Source organism: Pontimicrobium aquaticum, assembly GCF_005047595.1.
Lineage (GTDB): Bacteria > Bacteroidota > Bacteroidia > Flavobacteriales > Flavobacteriaceae > Pontimicrobium > Pontimicrobium aquaticum.
Map to the genome: position 1 here is coordinate 1 of NZ_SUPL01000006.1, position 18,697 is coordinate 18,697.

16 protein-coding genes are annotated in these 18,697 nt (G+C 32.5%); 12 read left to right on the top strand and 4 right to left on the bottom strand.

Features of this window, described 5'->3' with window-relative positions; genetic code table 11:
* Window positions 1-757: hypothetical protein (locus E5167_RS11140; RefSeq protein WP_136844084.1), on the bottom strand; the 757-nt coding region annotated here is incomplete at its 3' end.
* Window positions 758-1,163: 406 nt separating this feature from the next.
* Window positions 1,164-2,675, bottom strand: coding sequence for a histidine ammonia-lyase (gene hutH / locus E5167_RS11145; protein WP_136844086.1), 1,512 nt, complete (start codon window positions 2,673-2,675; stop codon window positions 1,164-1,166).
* Between the two features lie 131 nt (window positions 2,676-2,806).
* On the opposite strand from hutH, the gene E5167_RS11150 reads away from it, so the two are divergent.
* Complete coding sequence (locus tag E5167_RS11150; RefSeq protein WP_136844088.1) at window positions 2,807-4,165, top strand: TlpA family protein disulfide reductase; 1,359 nt, start codon at window positions 2,807-2,809, stop codon at window positions 4,163-4,165.
* A gap of 1 nt (window position 4,166) precedes the next feature.
* Here E5167_RS11150 and E5167_RS11155 read toward each other — a convergent pair whose 3' ends face one another.
* Window positions 4,167-5,744 (bottom strand): NAD(P)H-hydrate dehydratase, encoded by a 1,578-nt coding sequence (locus tag E5167_RS11155; protein WP_136844090.1) that lies wholly within the window; start codon window positions 5,742-5,744, stop codon window positions 4,167-4,169.
* A gap of 337 nt (window positions 5,745-6,081) precedes the next feature.
* On the opposite strand from E5167_RS11155, the gene thrA reads away from it, so the two are divergent.
* The 3 genes from thrA (at window position 6,082) to thrC (ending at window position 10,854) form a co-directional block, all read left to right on the top strand.
* Window positions 6,082-8,535: a bifunctional aspartate kinase/homoserine dehydrogenase I gene (gene thrA, locus E5167_RS11160; RefSeq protein WP_136844092.1), complete on the top strand. Its 2,454-nt coding sequence runs from the start codon at window positions 6,082-6,084 to the stop codon at window positions 8,533-8,535.
* Window positions 8,536-8,635: 100 nt separating this feature from the next.
* Window positions 8,636-9,559 carry a homoserine kinase gene (locus tag E5167_RS11165; protein WP_136844094.1) on the top strand — a complete coding sequence of 308 codons (924 nt, stop codon included), beginning with the start codon at window positions 8,636-8,638 and terminating at the stop codon, window positions 9,557-9,559.
* Between the two features lie 2 nt (window positions 9,560-9,561).
* Window positions 9,562-10,854, top strand: coding sequence for a threonine synthase (thrC, locus tag E5167_RS11170; RefSeq protein ID WP_136844096.1), 1,293 nt, complete (start codon window positions 9,562-9,564; stop codon window positions 10,852-10,854).
* Here the strand turns inward: thrC and E5167_RS11175 are convergent.
* Window positions 10,851-12,338, bottom strand: coding sequence for an aminopeptidase P N-terminal domain-containing protein (locus tag E5167_RS11175; RefSeq protein WP_136844098.1), 1,488 nt, complete (start codon window positions 12,336-12,338; stop codon window positions 10,851-10,853). The two genes, thrC and E5167_RS11175, sit on opposite strands and share 4 nt — an antisense overlap.
* Before the next feature lie 131 nt (window positions 12,339-12,469).
* On the opposite strand from E5167_RS11175, the gene gcvT reads away from it, so the two are divergent.
* The 8 genes from gcvT (at window position 12,470) to E5167_RS11215 (ending at window position 18,609) form a co-directional block, all read left to right on the top strand.
* Window positions 12,470-13,552 (top strand): glycine cleavage system aminomethyltransferase GcvT, encoded by a 1,083-nt coding sequence (gene gcvT / locus E5167_RS11180; RefSeq protein ID WP_136844100.1) that lies wholly within the window; start codon window positions 12,470-12,472, stop codon window positions 13,550-13,552.
* Window positions 13,553-13,555: 3 nt separating this feature from the next.
* Entirely contained in the window at window positions 13,556-14,470 is a 915-nt protein-coding gene (locus E5167_RS11185) for a glutaminase (protein ID WP_136844102.1), read from the top strand.
* A 5-nt stretch (window positions 14,471-14,475) separates the two neighbouring features.
* Window positions 14,476-15,306: a sugar nucleotide-binding protein gene (locus E5167_RS11190; RefSeq protein WP_136844104.1), complete on the top strand. Its 831-nt coding sequence runs from the start codon at window positions 14,476-14,478 to the stop codon at window positions 15,304-15,306.
* A gap of 50 nt (window positions 15,307-15,356) precedes the next feature.
* Entirely contained in the window at window positions 15,357-15,647 is a 291-nt protein-coding gene (locus tag E5167_RS11195; protein WP_136844106.1) for a 4a-hydroxytetrahydrobiopterin dehydratase, read from the top strand.
* Between the two features lie 103 nt (window positions 15,648-15,750).
* Entirely contained in the window at window positions 15,751-16,473 is a 723-nt protein-coding gene (locus E5167_RS11200) for a YebC/PmpR family DNA-binding transcriptional regulator (protein WP_136844108.1), read from the top strand.
* Window positions 16,474-16,539: 66 nt separating this feature from the next.
* On the top strand, window positions 16,540-16,908 hold the full coding sequence (locus tag E5167_RS11205) for a YrdB family protein (RefSeq protein WP_136844110.1): 369 nt from the start codon (window positions 16,540-16,542) through the stop codon (window positions 16,906-16,908).
* 102 nt (window positions 16,909-17,010) lie between these two features.
* Window positions 17,011-18,240: an aminotransferase class V-fold PLP-dependent enzyme gene (locus E5167_RS11210; RefSeq protein ID WP_136844112.1), complete on the top strand. Its 1,230-nt coding sequence runs from the start codon at window positions 17,011-17,013 to the stop codon at window positions 18,238-18,240.
* A gap of 6 nt (window positions 18,241-18,246) precedes the next feature.
* Window positions 18,247-18,609, top strand: a complete 363-nt coding sequence (locus E5167_RS11215; protein WP_136844114.1) for a DUF1801 domain-containing protein — start codon at window positions 18,247-18,249, stop codon at window positions 18,607-18,609.
* The last annotated feature ends 88 nt before the right edge of the window (window positions 18,610-18,697 follow it).

The following is an 18,697-nucleotide window of genomic DNA, read 5'->3' on the forward strand; positions in this document are numbered from 1 at the left end:
ATTTATCGCTTCCTGAATACGTAATTGAAAATTCAAAGGCATTGGACTCGCAGTAATCTTTTACTGTATATATGTGGATTTCAATCCATCCGCAATCGTCATTCTTTGTCTTTGTTCTTTTTGTCACCATTTCTCCGTACACTTTTACGTGCTCAGAGTTATCAGTGTACATTGCTTTAATCTCATCAACTGTTGGAGCTACTGGGCGGTTTTCAAAACATAGATCTAGGTCTAGCTTATCTTGTATTAATACATTGTAAGCTGCTTTGTTTTGCTTTGGTACCCATGGTGCTGTAGCATCTCCTCCACTGTACTTTACAGTAAACGGTGTTACTTCACCTGCACATTTCACTGAATATACATAATAGAAAATCCAGTTACAGTGATCACTTCCTTTGGCAAATCCGGTCTTTTTTCCCCACTCGCCGTTAAAGGCTTGAGGCATATCTGGATCATCCGCTCCCGGATCTGCATCCACAGCGTGAATTAAAAATTCTTCATCTGAATTTTGACATGCATCAAAAAATCCGTTGAAGTAACCTGGTGCCATTAACTCGGACACTTGCTTCATCGCTGGTACTTCATACATACTTGCATTAATATCACTTATCTCTTCGCCTCCGCCTGTAGGATCTACTCCCCAGCCTTGTCCGTAAGATAAGCTCGTCAATGCTAAAAACATAAACAACATTAATGCTGTCTTGCTTTTACTTTGTAATCTCCCTAAAGAGCTACAACATTTGGTAAAATTGTTCATAAACATAACATTTAGATTTAATTAAAATTATTTTAACATTTTACAATAACATTTCTGCTATCTACATAACTAAAATAGAACTGAAAGTAAAAAGTAGAAAAAGGGCTTAACAGAATGCTATTATCAAAATAATTTAATAATATAATCTGCTGATAATCAATAACTAACAAAAGCTAGTCATTAACAATAAAATGTGCTAATAATCAATAAATTGTTGTGCTATTAAACAATTATTTTTTGGGTAGTAAAACAACTTTTTTGTGGTGTAGGTAATCACATAAAATTGCTATAACTTTTAAATAAATATACGAGATACTTATCAAAATCAAAATTAGAGCATCTTTGACGTTATTCCAAATGAGTTCAACTAATATTTAGGTATTTAAACGAAAAATGACATGTGATCCTAAGTTAAAAACTCCTCATTATCAATGAATACAGTAGATAGAAAGGATATTGAAGCATTTATGTCGTCGTGCAAAAATTTGTCCTCTTTCACAAAACTTACATCTTTTCTATATGCCTTGAGTAGCATTTCTAAAAATGGAGACGTCTTACTAGGAAGTCTAAAATGTAGAGCTTGTGATGCATTTAATAATTCGATAGCAAGAACACGTTCTACATTATATACTAACTGAAAAGCTTGAGTTGCTGCATTGGCTCCCATACTAACATGATCTTCTTGTCCGTTGGAAGAAACAATTGAATCTACACTCGCTGGCGTTGCCAATTGTTTGTTTGCACTTACGATACTTGCAGCTGTATATTGCGGAATCATAAAACCCGAGTTTAGTCCAGGGTTATCAACTAAAAAAGGAGGCAACCCTCTGTTACCTGAAACTAATTGAAATGTTCTTCGCTCAGAGATGTTAGCAATTTCAGCCATAGCTATTTTTAAATAATCTAATGCTAGCGCAAGTGGTTGTCCGTGAAAATTTCCTCCAGAAATAATTTTATCTTCATCAATAAATATATTTGGATTGTCGGTTACCGAATTAATTTCGGTTATAAATGTTTTTTTAACAAACTCTAATGTATCATTGGTTGCCCCATGTACTTGTGGAATACATCTAAACGAATAAGGGTCTTGAACATGTTTCTTTTTTTGTGCAATTAATTCACTGTCTTCTAGAAACTCCCTAATACGTTTTGCAACTTTTAATTGTCCGTTGTGTGGACGAACAAGATGAACTAACTCATTAAAAGGCTCTATCCTACCATCATAGGCATCAATAGACAATGCTCCTATAACATCTGCTAAATAAGTAAGCTTATATGATTTTAAAAGTAAATGAATTCCATAAGCACTCATAAACTGAGTTCCATTTAACAAAGCTAAACCTTCCTTAGACTTTAGTTGAATGGGTTTCCAGTTATACTTAAGTAATATGTCTTTAGCTTTTTTTACACTTCCTTTATACCATACTTCACCATCACCTATTAAAGGTAATGATAAATGTGCCAAAGGAGCTAAATCACCGGAAGCTCCTAAAGAACCTTGTGTGTAAACTACCGGAAGGATGTCGTTATTATAAAAGTCTATTAAACGGTTAACCGTTTCTAGTTGGCTTCCACTATGTCCATAACTTAATGATTGAATTTTAAGTAACAACATTAGCTTAACAACTTCGCGAGGAACTTCGTCTCCAGTTCCACATGCATGAGATTTCATTAGATTTTCCTGAAGCTTTGTTAAGTTTTTAGAGTTAATCTTTACATTATATAATGAACCAAATCCTGTATTGATACCATAAATTGGTTCTTTATGAGAAGCCATTTTATTATCCAAATACGTTCTACAGTTTTTAATGCGCTCTTCAGTTTCAGCAGAAAGTTCTAACTTTTTACCAAGAATTACAATATTATTAATAGTGTCTAACTGTAATGTATCGCGTGTTATGTAATGTATGTTACTCATGTCTGTTTTATTCGATACCAAAATTCAACATTCAAAAAAATATATGCAAATAAATGTTAATTATAATGAAATTAAAATACCCTTATATAAGATTCTAATATTTTTGCAACGCCTAAAATAAACGTATTAAAATGAAAAGACTATTAGTAGTACTTATTTTATTGACAACATTTTTTTCTTGTAAAACTGATGACCCTACAATTACTAAACTGTTTATTACTGGAAATATTAAAAACCCTATAATGAATGCAGTTCTTTTTAAAGGGCATGATATAAATAAAACTATTCCTTTAAATGATGATGGAAGCTTTAAAGAGTTACTCGATATAAAACAAGATGGCTACTTTTCTTTAACTCACGGTCATGAAAGTTCTATATTGTACTTAAAACAAGGTGATAGTTTAAACATAGCTTTTGATACGAATAATTTTAATGCTAGTATAACCTTTAAAGGCAATTTAGCAGAAGAAAACCGTTACCTTATTTTAAAATCAAAATTCATTGAAGAAAACTCAATTGATTATCCAATGCTATTTAGCATGGAACAACTAGAGTTTCATCAAACTATTAATAAATTAAAAACTAAAACAGATCAATTAATAGAGAACACACCAAACCTTGATTCGAACTTTGTAGAATTAGAAAAAAAGAGCAATTATTTTGACTATTTAATTAAACTTCAAACTTACCCTTCTTATCATGCCTCTTTCACCAAAAATAAAAATGTGCAATTAACAAATGAGTTTACAAAACCATTTGAAGAATTTGACTATAGTAATCAGTATTATTATACAAGCTTTCAAAACTACAAACAAATAGTACTTAATCATTATAAAAGAGCAATCATAAAAAATGAGGATATTGCCAACCTGTTTGTACAATTAAATCAGATAAAGTCAACAGTAATAAAAAACGATATAGTAAAGTCGTTAAGCAAAAATCTTGAATTAAATTATGAAAACAACAAAGTGTTATATGAAGGTATTATGCTTATTTCTGATGATGAAGTTTTTAAAAATAAATTAACTACTCAGTATAATAAAGTAAAATTACTATCTAAAGGAATGCCTTCGCCAAAATTTAATGATTACGAAAATCATAAAGGTGGTAAAACATCACTTGATGACTTAAAAGGAAAATACTTGTATATTGATATTTGGGCAACTTGGTGCGCACCTTGTATTCGTGAAATACCTTATTTGAAAGCATTAGAATATAAATTTCAAGATAAAAACATTGATTTTGTTAGCATATCCATTGATAGACATGATGACTATGACACTTGGCGAAAAATGGTTATGGATAAGGACTTACAAGGCATCCAGCTTTTAGCTGATAGCGATTGGAAGTCTAATTTTATTAAGCAATACAATATAATTGGTATCCCGAGATTCATTATTCTAGATGCTGATGGAAATATAGTTAGCGCCAATGCGCAACGTCCATCAAGTCATAGCTTAGAACTATTACTTAATGATTTAGTTAAGTAATTTAGATGTACATTTCTTCATTTGGTCCTTGTTGCTCTTCATTCTCTTTTTGCTCTTGTGGCTGTTCTGGCTTTTTAAATAAATCTATATAAGCTTCACCTAAATAATCTATTACATGACTAGCTATTAAACTTTGATAACCAAAATCTTCTAGAGCGATATCTGCTGAACGACCATGTAAATATACTCCAAAAATCGCAGCTATTACAGCATCATAACCTTGCGATATTAATCCTGTAATAATTCCTGTAAGCACATCTCCACTTCCTGCTGTTGCCAATCCAGGATTTCCTGTGGTATTAACAAACAACTTATCCTCAAAAACAGTAATTGTATTTGCGCCTTTAATTACTAGAACGGTATTATACTTCTTTACAAAAGCCTTAACTTTTTTAAGTTTATCAAAATCATCTTTCCAAGTTCCAATGAGTCTTTCTAATTCTTTTGGGTGAGGTGTTAACACTGTTTCTTCTGGTAACAATTTCAATAATGTTTTTTTTGATGCCAAAATATTAATACCATCTGCATCAATAACTAAAGGTGTTTTATTTTCTTTTAAAAATGCTTCAAAAGCACTTACTGTTTTTTTGTCTGTTCCTACTCCTATACCAAATCCAATTACTGTTGGATCTATATCAAAATTGATATTTGTAATTAGTTGTTCATTTGCATCAGTAAGCACCATAGCTTCAGGCAATACTGTTTGCAAAATATTATAACCACAATGCGGTATATAACTAGTAACTAATCCTGCTCCAGACACTAAAGCAGCACGTGTTGATAATACTACAGACCCTATTTTACCATAACTCCCTCCTATCATTAAACCATGTCCATATGTACCTTTATGAGCAAATTTTTCTCTAGGCTGATACATTGGCAATACTTCATATTTACCTATGAGTTCTGCTTCAGTTTCAGTAGTCATTAAAAACTCAGGATCTAGACCAATATCAATTACCTCCCATTGCTGTGTATATTTTGCAGTATCAGGTAAAAAGAACACTAATTTAGGAGAAGCAAAACTTATCGTGTGGTTAGCCCAAACTACGCCATTCTCATCTTCAGGTACTTTATCGGCATACAATCCTGAAGGCATATCGACTGATAAGGTAAATGCTTTAGAGTTTTTAAAGTGTTGGAATAAGGCTTTTACCCAATCGTCTGCAGCTCTATTTAAACCAATGCCAAAAACAGCATCAATAATAATATCATCATGATGAATTTGTGGAAAATCCTCTTTACAACTAAGCAGCGTTGGCCAATCCTTGGTAACGTTTTTAATTCTATCATAATTTTTTAAAAAATCTTTTGAACGTTTATCACTACAATTCACTACATAGGTAAACACATTATAACCATGCGTAATAAGGTGTCTAGCAATTACTAAGCCATCGCCACCATTATTTCCAATACCACAAAACACATGAATTGGCACTTGTGCACCTTGCATTCGCATATGCAACCAATTAAAAATTTGTGTGCCTGCACGTTCCATCAAATCGGTTGAAGAAATATTTTGTCGTTGCGTTGTTAACGTATCACCATGATATATTTGTTCTTTAGCGAATATTTTCATTTAGAGAATTGAGTTTATTGGTAAAAACATATTTTAGAGGATAAAACTACTTGAAATTATAATTAAAACAAGCTCAAAATAATAATTCCATAAAAATTAAATCCTTAGTTTTATTATAAATATAAAAGTAATACATTTGATTTCTATCATTACACAAATGAACAATTTTAACCAAAATACAATAATTCAAAGAGCTTCTAGTTTTAGAAGTATTTTGTGTTTTGGTATAACTACAACTTTCATTACAACCCTTTGGGGTTGCTAATTATATATCTTTCCGTACGTACTTATGTGATTTTTTATCACGAAATTTAATGTCTCAACAAAAAAAACCAAAATGAAAGTTTTAAAGTTTGGTGGAACTTCAGTAGGTTCAGCCAAAAACATACTAAAAGTCATCACAATAATTAAAAATATATCTCAAGATTCAGATGTTGTTGTGGTTGTTTCTGCAGTTGGCGGAATTACTGACAAACTACTTAATGCGGCAAATAAAGCTGTTATAAAAGATCGCTCTTACAAAGAACTCTTTAAACAAATACAATTAATTCATCTTGATATTATTGAGGATTTAATTCCATCTGAAATAAAAAGTGCTGAAGTAAAAAAGATGATTAACAAAAGGCTTGACACTCTCGAAAAATTATTAGAAGGTATTTATTTAATTAATGAGTTATCACCAAAAACAACAGATAAACTCTTGAGTAATGGCGAACAAATGTCGTCGTTTATTATCTCTGAAGCCATGAAATTACACGGTATTAATGCAGAATTAAAAAACTCACAAGAACTCGTTGTAACAGATACAAATTACACGAATGCAACTGTGAATTTTAATGCCACAAACAAAAATATTAAGCAGTATTTTGAAACTCATAATAACTCGGTTACTCTTTTGCCTGGTTTTATTTCTAAATCCGAAAATGGTGAAATAACAACTCTTGGTAGAGGTGGGTCAGATTATACAGCAGCTATTATTGCTTCAGCGTTAGATGCTAAAGAATTGCAAATATGGACTGATGTTAGTGGCATGTTTACAACAAATCCAAAATTAGTAAAACAAGCTAAACCTATCAGTCATATTTCCTATCAAGAAGCTGTAGAGTTATCGCATTTTGGCGCAAAAGTATTGTATCCTCCAACAGTACAACCTGTACTAGATAAAAAGATACCAATAGTTATAAAAAACACATTAAAACCAGATGATTTTGGCACATATATTACTAACTCCTATTCTAACGGAACTACTAGCGCAGTAAAAGGAATAAGTAACATAAATGATATTGCCTTATTGACACTTCAAGGTAACGGAATGGTTGGTATTCCAGGGTTTTCAAAACGATTATTTGAAACATTATCCCAAGAAAAAATCAATGTTATTCTCATTACACAAGCCTCTAGTGAACATTCCATTTGTATTGGAATTCAAGAGAGTGATGCAGAAACAGCAAGAGCTGCAGTAAATAAAACGTTTGAAAACGAGATTTCATTACACAAAATAGATCCAATAAATATTGAAAAAGGTTTGGCCATTGTCGCTGTTGTTGGTGATAGGATGAAAAATCACCAAGGTATTAGCGGACGAATGTTTAGTACTTTAGGGAAAAACAATGTAAATATTAGAGCCATTGCACAAGGTGCTTCTGAAAGAAATATTTCAACTGTAATCTCCAAAAAAGATGTAAAAAAAGCATTAAATGTATTACATGAACGCTTTTTTGAAACTAAAACAAAACAACTCAATTTATTTATTACAGGAGTTGGAAATGTTGGTGAACGTTTGGTTGAACAAATTAAACAGCAAAAAAAATATATTAAAGAACGTTTAAAGCTTAACTTACGAGTTGTAGGTCTTTCTAACTCAAGAAAAATGATTCTTGATGATGATGCCATTGATTTAAAAAACTGGAAAGCACTTTTAGAAAATGGTGAAGCTGCTTCTATTGAAGGTTTTTTTGAAGGTGCTAAAAACATGAATCTTCGCAATAGTGTTTTTGTTGATGTGACTGCTAATCATGATGTCGCCAATAGCTATGCTAATTATTTAAGAGAAAGTATTGGCGTTATTGCCTGTAATAAAATTGCCTGTTCAAGCGATTTTGATAACTACAACTTGTTAAAACGTTTATCTGTTAAATATAATGCACCTTTTTTGTTTGAAACTAACGTTGGTGCAGGTTTACCAGTAATAGACACGCTAAATCATTTAGTTGCTTCAGGTGACGAAATCCACTCTATTCAAGCAGTTTTATCAGGTAGTTTGAACTTTGTTTTCAATAATTTTGATAACAGCAAAAAATTCCATGATGTTGTTAAATTAGCACAAAATGAAGGCTATACCGAACCAGATCCAAGAATTGATTTAAGTGGTGTAGATGTCGCTCGAAAAATTCTTATTCTAGCACGTGAAAGCGGTACAGAAATGAATTTGGAGGATATTACAAATCAATCTTTTCTATCTGTTTCTGGATTAGCATCTAATTCTGTAGATGAATTTTATAAAACATTACTAGAAGATGATGCTCATTATCAAAGTTTGTATAATTCTGCAGCTAAAAATAATTACCAGTTAAAATATGTTGCCGAATTTAATGACGGAAAAGCAAAAGTTGGTATAAAAGAAATTCCTGAAGGGCATCCATTTTACAATTTAGAAGGAAAAGATAATATCGTTATGTTTTATACCAAACGTTATCCTGAGCAACCAATGATTATTAAAGGCGCTGGCGCTGGTGCAGAAGTAACTGCATCAGGTTTATTTGCCGACATTATTAGAATTGCTAATAGCTAAACTATGAAAGTCAATAATGGGCATTTGGCAAGCAATGATTAGTGCAAGCCAAAATAATTAAATAACTAAAATTATAGGTAATTGCAAAAATTTAAAATAGATGACCGAAATTAAAATATTTTCACCTGCAACCGTTGCCAATGTGGCTTGTGGTTTTGATGTTTTAGGCTTTTGTTTAGATAGTCAGGGAGATGAAATGATTATTAGAAAAACTAAAGAAAAGGGCATTAAAATAACTCATATTGAAGGTTTCGATTTACCATACGAAACAGAGAAAAATGTCGCTGGCGTTTCTGCACTCGCTATGTATAAGAATGCTAAACCAGATTGCGGATTTGAAATAGAAATATATAAGCGCATTAAACCAGGAAGTGGTATTGGTAGTAGTGCAGCTAGTGCAGTAGGTAGTGTTTTTGGAATGAATGAATTGTTAGGAAAACCTTATAACAAAACACAACTTACCTGTTTTGCCATGAAAGGAGAGGCATTAGCAAGTAAAAGCGAGCATGCCGATAATTTAGCACCAGCCATTTTTGGTGGCTTTACACTTGTAAAAAGTACATTGCCATTAGATATTATTCAAATACCAACTCCTCAAGATTTGTATGCAACCATAATTCATCCGCAAATAGAAATTAAAACATCCGATGCACGCGAAATTTTACCAAAAAATATCTCACTAAAAGATGCTATCTCACAATGGGCAAATGTTGGAAGTTTAGTACACGCATTACATACTAGCGATTATAAATTAATACATCGATCGTTACAAGACATTATTATAGAACCTTACAGAAAACAACTTATTCCATTCTTTGATGATGTGAAATTTGCTGCAATAAAAGCAGGCGCTTTAGGTTGTGCCATTTCTGGTTCTGGACCTTCAATTTTCACCTTAAGTAAAGGCAAGGAAATTGCTCAAAATATTAAAGATGTAATGAGTTTAGTGTATTCAAAAACCAATATTGATTTCGATATTCACATCTCAAAAATAAATACTAGAGGCGTTAAAATTTTAAGCTAACCATGAACTATTATTCTCTAAATAAAAAAGCACCTATCACGACCTTTAAAAATGCTGTAATTAAAGGATTAGCTCCAGACAAAGGATTGTATTTCCCTGATTCTATTACGCCTTTGCCTAAGGAATTTTTTAATAACATTGAGAAGTTATCAAATGCTGAAATTGCTTATGAAACAATTAAACAGTTTGTATTGCCTGAAATTCCTGAAGCAGAATTAAAAAAGATAGTTAATGATACTTTGCCTTTTGAGTTTCCTGTGGTTGAGCTAAATAATAATATTTCAACCTTAGAATTATTCCATGGACCAACCATGGCTTTTAAAGATGTTGGCGCCCGATTTATGGCAAGATGTTTAGGTTACTTTAATAAAGATAATAATGAAGAAGTAACTGTGCTTGTTGCAACATCTGGAGATACTGGAGGTGCTGTGGCTAATGGGTTTTTAGGTGTTAAAGGTGTAAATGTAGTTATACTCTACCCTAGCGGAAAGGTGAGCGATATCCAAGAAAAACAGCTTACCACACTTGGTCAGAACATTACAGCTCTTGAAGTAGATGGCGTGTTTGACGACTGCCAAGACATGGTAAAACGTGCGTTTTTAGATGAAGAATTAACTAGTAACATGCAGTTAACATCTGCAAATTCTATAAATGTGGCACGTTGGCTACCGCAAATGTTCTATTTTATGTTTGCTTATAAACAATTAAAGAACAAACATAAAAACATAGTATTTTCTGTACCTAGTGGGAATTTTGGAAATATCTGTGCAGGCATGATGGCGCAACAATTAGGCTTACCCATTACACATTTTATAGCGTCAAATAACGAAAACAATGTTGTTACTGAATACTTAAAAACCAAAACATACAGTCCGAAACCATCTGTACAAACCATTAGTAATGCTATGGATGTTGGGAATCCTAGTAATTTTATTAGAATTCAAGAAATTTACAATAATAGTTTCGACGCTTTAAATAGCAGCCTTTCCTCCTATAGCTTTTCAGACAAGCAAACTAAGGAAGCAATGTTAGAAATATACAGGAGTTACAACTATATAGTCGATCCTCATGGAGCTGTAGGTTATTTGGGAGCAAAATCTTATCTAGACAAAAATCCTGATTCTCATTGTGTGTTTTTGGAAACTGCCCATCCAACCAAGTTTTTAGATGTGGTTGAAGACGTCATTGAAACATCTGTTGAATTACCTAACCAAATAAAATCTGTTATAGGCAAAGAAAAAGCATCAATAAAAATTGATGCTTATAATGATTTAAAAAATTATTTACTTGGTTAATCGTCTAACGTTGGTAATACAAAATCGTCTAAAGCACTTTTTTGTTTCATTAATGCTTCAATTTCTTCAGATTTTCTAGGTGCTTCAGCTGATAGGTTTATTGGTCCGTTTTCAGTAATTAAAATATCATCTTCAATACGTACTGCAATTCCCCACCATTTTTCATCACAAGGACTTCCTTCAGGAATATAAATTCCAGGCTCAATAGTTACAACCATATTTGGCATAAAGTTACTACCATCATTCAAATCATGCACGTCTAAACCAATATGATGACAAATACCATGTGGTAAGTACATATGACGCTCATCTACAGATTTAATAATTCCGAGTTTAAACAAACCTTCATTTATTACTTTCATGGCTTCTTCAAACGTTTTTCTACCATTATTACCTATAACAGCAGCAGCAATTCCTGCATTTTGTGCTTCATAAACAATATCGTAAATGGCTTTTTGTTCAGGCGTGAATTTCCCATTAGCTGGAATGGTTCTGGTAACGTCTGCTGTATAACCATGATACTCTGCTCCAAGATCCATTAATACCAAATCACCTTCTACTTTGGTTCTGTTGTTTTCAATATAATGAAGCACACATCCATTTTCACCTGCACCTACAATACTTGGGTAGCCTTCATACTCAGTACCATATTTTTTATAAACGTACTCATGCACTCCTTGAATTTCAGTTTCACCCATGTTAGGCTTCATCGCCTTCATCACCTCTACTTGTCCCATAGCAGAAATTCTAACAGCCTTTTTAAGCAATTTCATTTCCTCAGGTGTTTTTATTTGACGCATGCTACCCATTAATGTTCTTAATGTTTTAGTATCTATTTTAGCCCTTTGGGTTTGTATAGCGCCTTCTTTTGCCATTTCTAAACGTAATTCTTCAGTAGCCTGTGGCTCACCTTCTTCAATATAATAACCTACTTGCGTCTTAAATGATTCTACTAGACTAGCTAAATCTGCTGGATTACGCTCATTATCTCTATAATCATCTTTAAAATCATCAAACATAACGCTATCAAAACTCATGAAATTTATGTCTGAACTTAAAAACTCTTTTCCATTAAAAACTACATCAAAGCCCAATTCTTTCATAGTGCCTTCAACACCTAAACGCCTTCCGTCCCACATCTCTCTTCGTGCATCTTTTTCCTGCACGTATATAAGTTCATTGAATTTTTTACCATTTTTTTCTTGCATGTCAGAAAAAATAACCAACACAGCATGAGGCTCTTTATAACCCGTTAAATAATAAAAATTTGGGTCTTGATGGTAAATATAATCAACATCATTAGCTCTGTTTCTAACTGCGTTCGCAAAGAATACTGCAACACTGTTATCTGGCATTTTACTGCGTAGTAAATCCCTTCTTCCTTTGTGAAATTCAGAAGATAAATAGTCTGTTGGTAAATCTTTTTGAGCAAAACCATTAAAGACAAAAAGAAGTGAAAATAATAAAGTGGATAGATGTTTCATTTTATAATATTTTTTTAAGGTTTTGAAAATACATATTCTATAAAGAACAATTTAGATTTTAACATATTTTTTATAAACAGTTTCTTTAAAATTTTGCTTAGTTTTGTTCAACATTCAATATTTAATTTCTTATGAAGAATATAGCATTATCATCTACACACGAAGCTTTAGGAGCAAAAATGGTACCCTTTGCAGGCTATAACATGCCTGTGCAATATGAAGGTGTAAACGTAGAACATGAAACTGTTAGGAACGCAGTTGGTGTGTTTGATGTAAGCCACATGGGTGAATTTTTAATTGAGGGACCAAATGCTTTAGATTTGATACAAAAAGTAACTAGTAATGATGCTAGTAAATTATCTCCTGGAAAAGCACAATACAGTTGTTTTCCAAATGATGATGGAGGTATTGTTGACGATTTAATTGTATATATGATTAAAGAAGAACAATACCTATTAGTTGTTAATGCAAGTAATATAGAAAAAGATTGGAATTGGATTAAGTCTAAAAATGATGTTGGTGCTGAGATGCGTGATTTATCGGATGATTATTCATTATTAGCAATCCAAGGTCCAAAAGCTGTTGAAGCTATGCAAAGTTTAACAAGTCATGACCTATCTGCTATTAAGTTTTACAACTTTGTAGTTGGAGATTTTGCAGGAATAGAAAACGTTATTATCTCGGCAACTGGTTATACTGGAAGTGGTGGATTTGAAATTTACTGTAAGAATAGTGAGGTAAAACAAGTTTGGGACAAAGTACTTGAAGCTGGAGCCGATTATGGCATTAAGCCTATAGGTTTGGCTGCACGTGATACACTAAGATTAGAAATGGGTTATTGTTTATATGGAAATGATATTGACGATACGACCTCTCCTCTAGAAGCTGGTTTAGGCTGGATAACAAAATTTACCAAAAAATTCACAAATTCTGAAGCATTGGAAGACCAAAAACGTCGTGGAGTAGATAAAAAACTTATAGCATTTAAATTAGACGAACGTGGTATTCCTCGTCAGGGTTACGATATAGTAGATGGCAACGGAAGCAAAATTGGAACAGTAACCTCAGGAACTATGAGTCCTAGTTTAGGCATAGGTATTGGTTTAGGTTATGTACCAACCGTATTCGCTAAAATTGATAGTAAAATTAATATTCAGGTTAGAAAAAAAGCTATTCCAGCAACTGTTGTAAAACTTCCTTTTTATAAAGGCTAGTATATGATAGATTTCCAAGGGATTATTGAGGATATTCATGAGGATTTAAAGAATGATATAAACAGAGGTTTAGTAGCTTCATACATTCCTGAATTGTTTAATATCGACACTCAAAACTTTGGTATTCATGTAAAACATATTAATGGTAATTCTTATGCTGTTGGAGATTGGAGTATTCCTTTTTCTATTCAAAGTATTTCTAAAGCCTTATCTCTCTCCTTAGTACTTCCAATTTATAAAGATGCTATTTGGGAGCGTATGGATGTGGAGCCATCTGGAAACCCATTCAATCATCTATCGCTATTAGAATTAGAAAATAGTATTCCTCGAAATCCTTTTATAAATGCTGGAGCTATTGTCATTGCTGATATGATGGTCTCTCATTTTAAGAATCCAAAACAAGTTTTTTTGGATTATGTTCGTGAACTATCAAATGACCAAACCATAAACTTTAATTATAACGTTGCTAAATCTGAACGTCTTACAGGTTTTGGCAATTACGCAGCAGCAAATTTGTTGAAAGCATATAACAATTTAGAAAATGATGTAGATGAAGTATTAGATTTCTATTTTCATCAATGCGCTATTGAAATGACTTGTGAGCAATTATCTAATGCTTTTTTTATGCTTGCCAATCATGGAAAATGTTTACAGCAAAAAGAACGGTTAACTCAGAGTCAGGCTAAACGCATCAATGCCATAATGCTAACTTGTGGCTTTTATGACGAAGCTGGCGAATTTGCTTTTGAAGTTGGTCTTCCAGGAAAAAGTGGTGTTGGTGGTGGTATTATAGCGTTGTTACCTAATCATTTTACGATTACAACTTGGTCTCCAGGACTAAATGAGAAAGGTAATTCCCTAATTGGCATGAAAGCATTAGAGCTTTTTACTACTAAAACTAATTTGTCTATCTTTTAGTGATCATGCCTAAGTACTCAAAAAAAGCAACTATTTTAATTTTAGGAGCAAGTGGTTTTATAGGACATGCCATTTATAAAGAACTATGTGGCTATTTTAGAACGTTTGGTACTTATAATGCCAATAATAAAGACTTTGAGAATAACCAACACTTTTTTCAATATAATGTAGAAGAAGACGATGTTATTGAAATTATAAATGTAGTAAAACCAACCATCATTATTTCGGCATTACGTGGTGACTTTGCTGCACAAGTAATTGTACATCAACACATCTCAGAATACATAGTAGCAAATAAGTGTAAGTTCATATTTTTATCTTCAGCCAATGTGTTTGATGCTTACAGCAAATACCCAAGCTATGAAAATGATAAAACACTAAGTCACAGCGTGTATGGTCATTTTAAAATTAAAATTGAAAATATGCTCTTGCGATTACCAAAAATGAAAATGGCTATTTTACGCTTACCTATGGTTTTTGGCCCATTTTCACCTCGTGTTGAGGAGATTAAATTGCACCTAAAAGAAAAGCTACCAATTGAAGTGTTTCCGAACTTAGTAATGAATGTGACTTCCGAAAATAAATTATCTCAACAAATTCATTATATTATTAACCGTAATAAATATGGCATATTTCATTTAGGTAGTACCGATTTAGTGCATCATGACGAGTTTATAAGCGACCTTATAAGCACTCTTGGTAACTACAAACCCATTTACAAACATGTTTACACCACAAATGATGAACGTTACCTAGCAGTTCTTCCAAAAGAAAATAAGCTCCCCAAACATTTGCAAATAAAAAGCCAAGAGATTTTAGAAGAACTTGAAGTATAATTGACTTTCTTTTATTATTTCATTATTTTATAAACATAAAAATCAATGATATGTCAAAATTAACTCTAGACGAAATAGAACAGCGTATGTTGCGATTTCCTGACTGGGAATACTACGAGGATGCTATTCATGCCGAATTTGAATTTGAAAACTTTAAAGATTGTTTTAGTGCCATGAGCAGAATAGCTTTTGAATGTGAAGCATTAAATCATCATCCAAATTGGAGCAATGTTTATAATGTACTAACCATTACTTTATTTACTCATAGTGCCAATGGTGTCACTAAAAAAGATTTTGATTTAGCAGAAGCTATTGAGTCTATTGTAGAACCAGAAGAGTAAAAAGTTTTCAGTATTCAGTTGTAGTTCGCTGCTTTTTGAGCTTTCATTTCTGCTTACTTTTTTTATTTTTGTGTCCATAACCAGAATATTCAATATATAAACTATGGGAAGAGCTTTTGAATTCCGTAAAGCACGTAAAATGAAACGATGGGCTGCCATGAGCAAAGCCTTTACTCGTATAGGTAAAGACATTGTTATGGCTGTTAAAGAAGGTGGTCCCGATCCAGATAGTAATTCTCGCTTACGTGCAGTGATTCAAAACGCTAAGGCTGTAAACATGCCTAAAGATAATATTGAGCGTGCCATAAAACGTGCAAGCGACAAAAATCAAGGGGATTACAAAGAAGTAATTTTCGAAGGGTATGCGCCTCATGGTATTGCTGTTTTGGTAGAAACTGCAACCGATAACAATACACGTACTGTCGCTAATGTTCGTAGCTATTTTAATAAATGTGATGGTAGCTTAGGCACTTCTGGCTCTGTGGTGTTTATGTTCGACCACACATGTAATTTCAGAATCCCAAGTGAAGGTTTAGATCCTGAAGAAATTGAATTGGAGTTTATCGATTATGGTGCCGAAGAAGTTTTTGTGGACGACGATGGTATTTTAATTTATGCGCCTTTTGAAAGCTTTGGAGCGATACAAGCGGCTTTGGAAGAACGCAACATAGAAATTCTATCTTCTGGATTTGAACGTATTCCTCAAGTAACCAAACCGTTAAGTACAGAAGACGCTGCTGATGTTGAGAAGTTACTTGAAAAACTTGAAGAAGACGATGATGTACAAAATGTATATCATACGATGGAGGAAAGTACTGAAAATTAAACATTAATATAAAACCATTTTTTTTAATAGAATAGTAATTCTGTATTACAAATAACAGTCAAAATTATGGGTTCGCATCCAGTAAATCTTTTCATAAGGTTTTTACTAGAAATTTTTGCACTCTATTCAATAGGAATGTGGAGCTGGAGATTGACAGATATTTGGTTTAGATATATTTTAGTAATTAGTATTCCATTAATAATTATTCTCATATGGTGGGGTTTTGCAGTTCCAAACGATCCTAGTCGTTCAGGAAAGTCTCCCATTCCAACTAATGGTTTGATAAGGTTAATTATTGAGTTAAGTATTTTTGGTTTTGCTGTTTTAGCACTAAACAATATTGGTAATAATATAGCCTCTATAGTACTTGGTGTTTCTGTATTAATTCACTACTTAGTATCTTACAATCGTGTTTTTTGGTTATTATCTAAATAAAACTTTTTAATGTAAAATATCTATTGTTAATTACTTGAAAGACTTAATATCAAGGTTTCTTTCAATTTTACTACCTTGTTTTCTTAAATTTGATAATTAACTATGACTCTCGATTTAAACTTTATACGCTCACAATTTCCAGCATTTTCTGAGCCAACCCTTCAAGGATGGGCATTTTTTGAAAACGCTGGAGGTTCGTATCCTTGTAAACAAGTCATCAATAGATTAACTGACTTTTACATGAAAAACAAAGTTCAGGTGTATTATCCTTATCCTGCTTCAACACTTGCAGGAAAATTAATGGATGCGTCGTACAAACGAATGGCTGATTATTTAAATGTAGATATTTCTGAAGTTCATTTTGGACCATCCACCACACAAAATGTATATGTTTTAGCTAATGCGATGCAACCGTTATGGAATGAGGGCGATAATATTATTGTGTCCTGTCAAGATCACGAAGCTAACTCTGGCGCTTGGAGACGATTAGAAAAACAAGGTTTAAATATTATTGAATGGCATGTTAATAAATCGACAGGTTTATTAGAGTTAACCGATTTAAAACGTCTGCTTACTGATAAAACAAAAATAGTGGCTTATCCGCATTGTTCTAATGTAATTGGCCATGTAAACCCAGTAAAGCAAATTAGTGCCTTAGCTCGAAAATATGGTGCCATTACTGTGGTAGATGGTGTTGGTTATGCGCCTCATGGCTTTCCAGATTTAAAAGAATTAGATGCAGATGTGTATTTGTTTTCATTGTACAAAACTTTTGGACCTCATTTAGGACTCATGTATGTTGATAAAAATCTTATTGGAAAATTAGAGAACCAATCTCACTTTTTTAAAGAAGGCATTACTAGAAGTATGCTTACGCCTGCTGGCCCAGACCATGCACAAATTGCAGCTGCAAGTGGTATTTTAGATTATTTTGATGCTGTTTACAAGCATCATTTTGATGCTGAAGCTACACCAACTGAAAGATGCAAGGCGATAAACACATTGTTTCTGAATCATGAAACAAAGCTTCTAAATAAGCTACTTACATTTTTAAAATCTCGTGATGATATCAAAATAGTTGGTCCACAAACATCTAACAACAGAGCGCCAATTGTATCGATTCTTCCAACTAACAAAAACATAAAAAAAGTATATGCAGACCTTATTAAACATAAACTGATGCTTGGTATTGGGAATTTTTATGCGGTTAGACCCTTAATGGATATGAACATTCCAACACAACCAGGAGTCATCAGGATATCATTTTTACATTATACAAGTCCAGCAGAAATAGACCAATTGATTGAGGGATTACAAATAGCTTTAGACTGATTGCAAATGGTTAAAAATAAAAACTTCTATTTAAAGAAGGAAGAACCTAATAAAAGTTGCTTGTTAGCGTTGCGTGATATTATTCTACGTCAAGATGCACAAATAACAGAAACCACAAAATACGGAATGCCCTGTTTTTGCTATAAACAGAAAATGTTCTGTTATTTATGGACCGATAAAAAAACACAAGAACCTTACATACTCTTTGTAGAAGGACAACACCTTAACCACCCAAAGTTAGAAACAGGAAATAGAAGTAGAATGAAAATATTTCCTATAAATCCTAATAAAGACATTCCCATTAAAACTATAGAATTATTGCTAAACAAAGCTTTAGATGTGTATAAAAACAATATAATAAAACTATAAAAAAAATTAAAAATAAGGTTTTTTTTATTATCATTGTAAGTATAATCATGTATATAATTGTAAGTATAATCATGTATATATAATAATA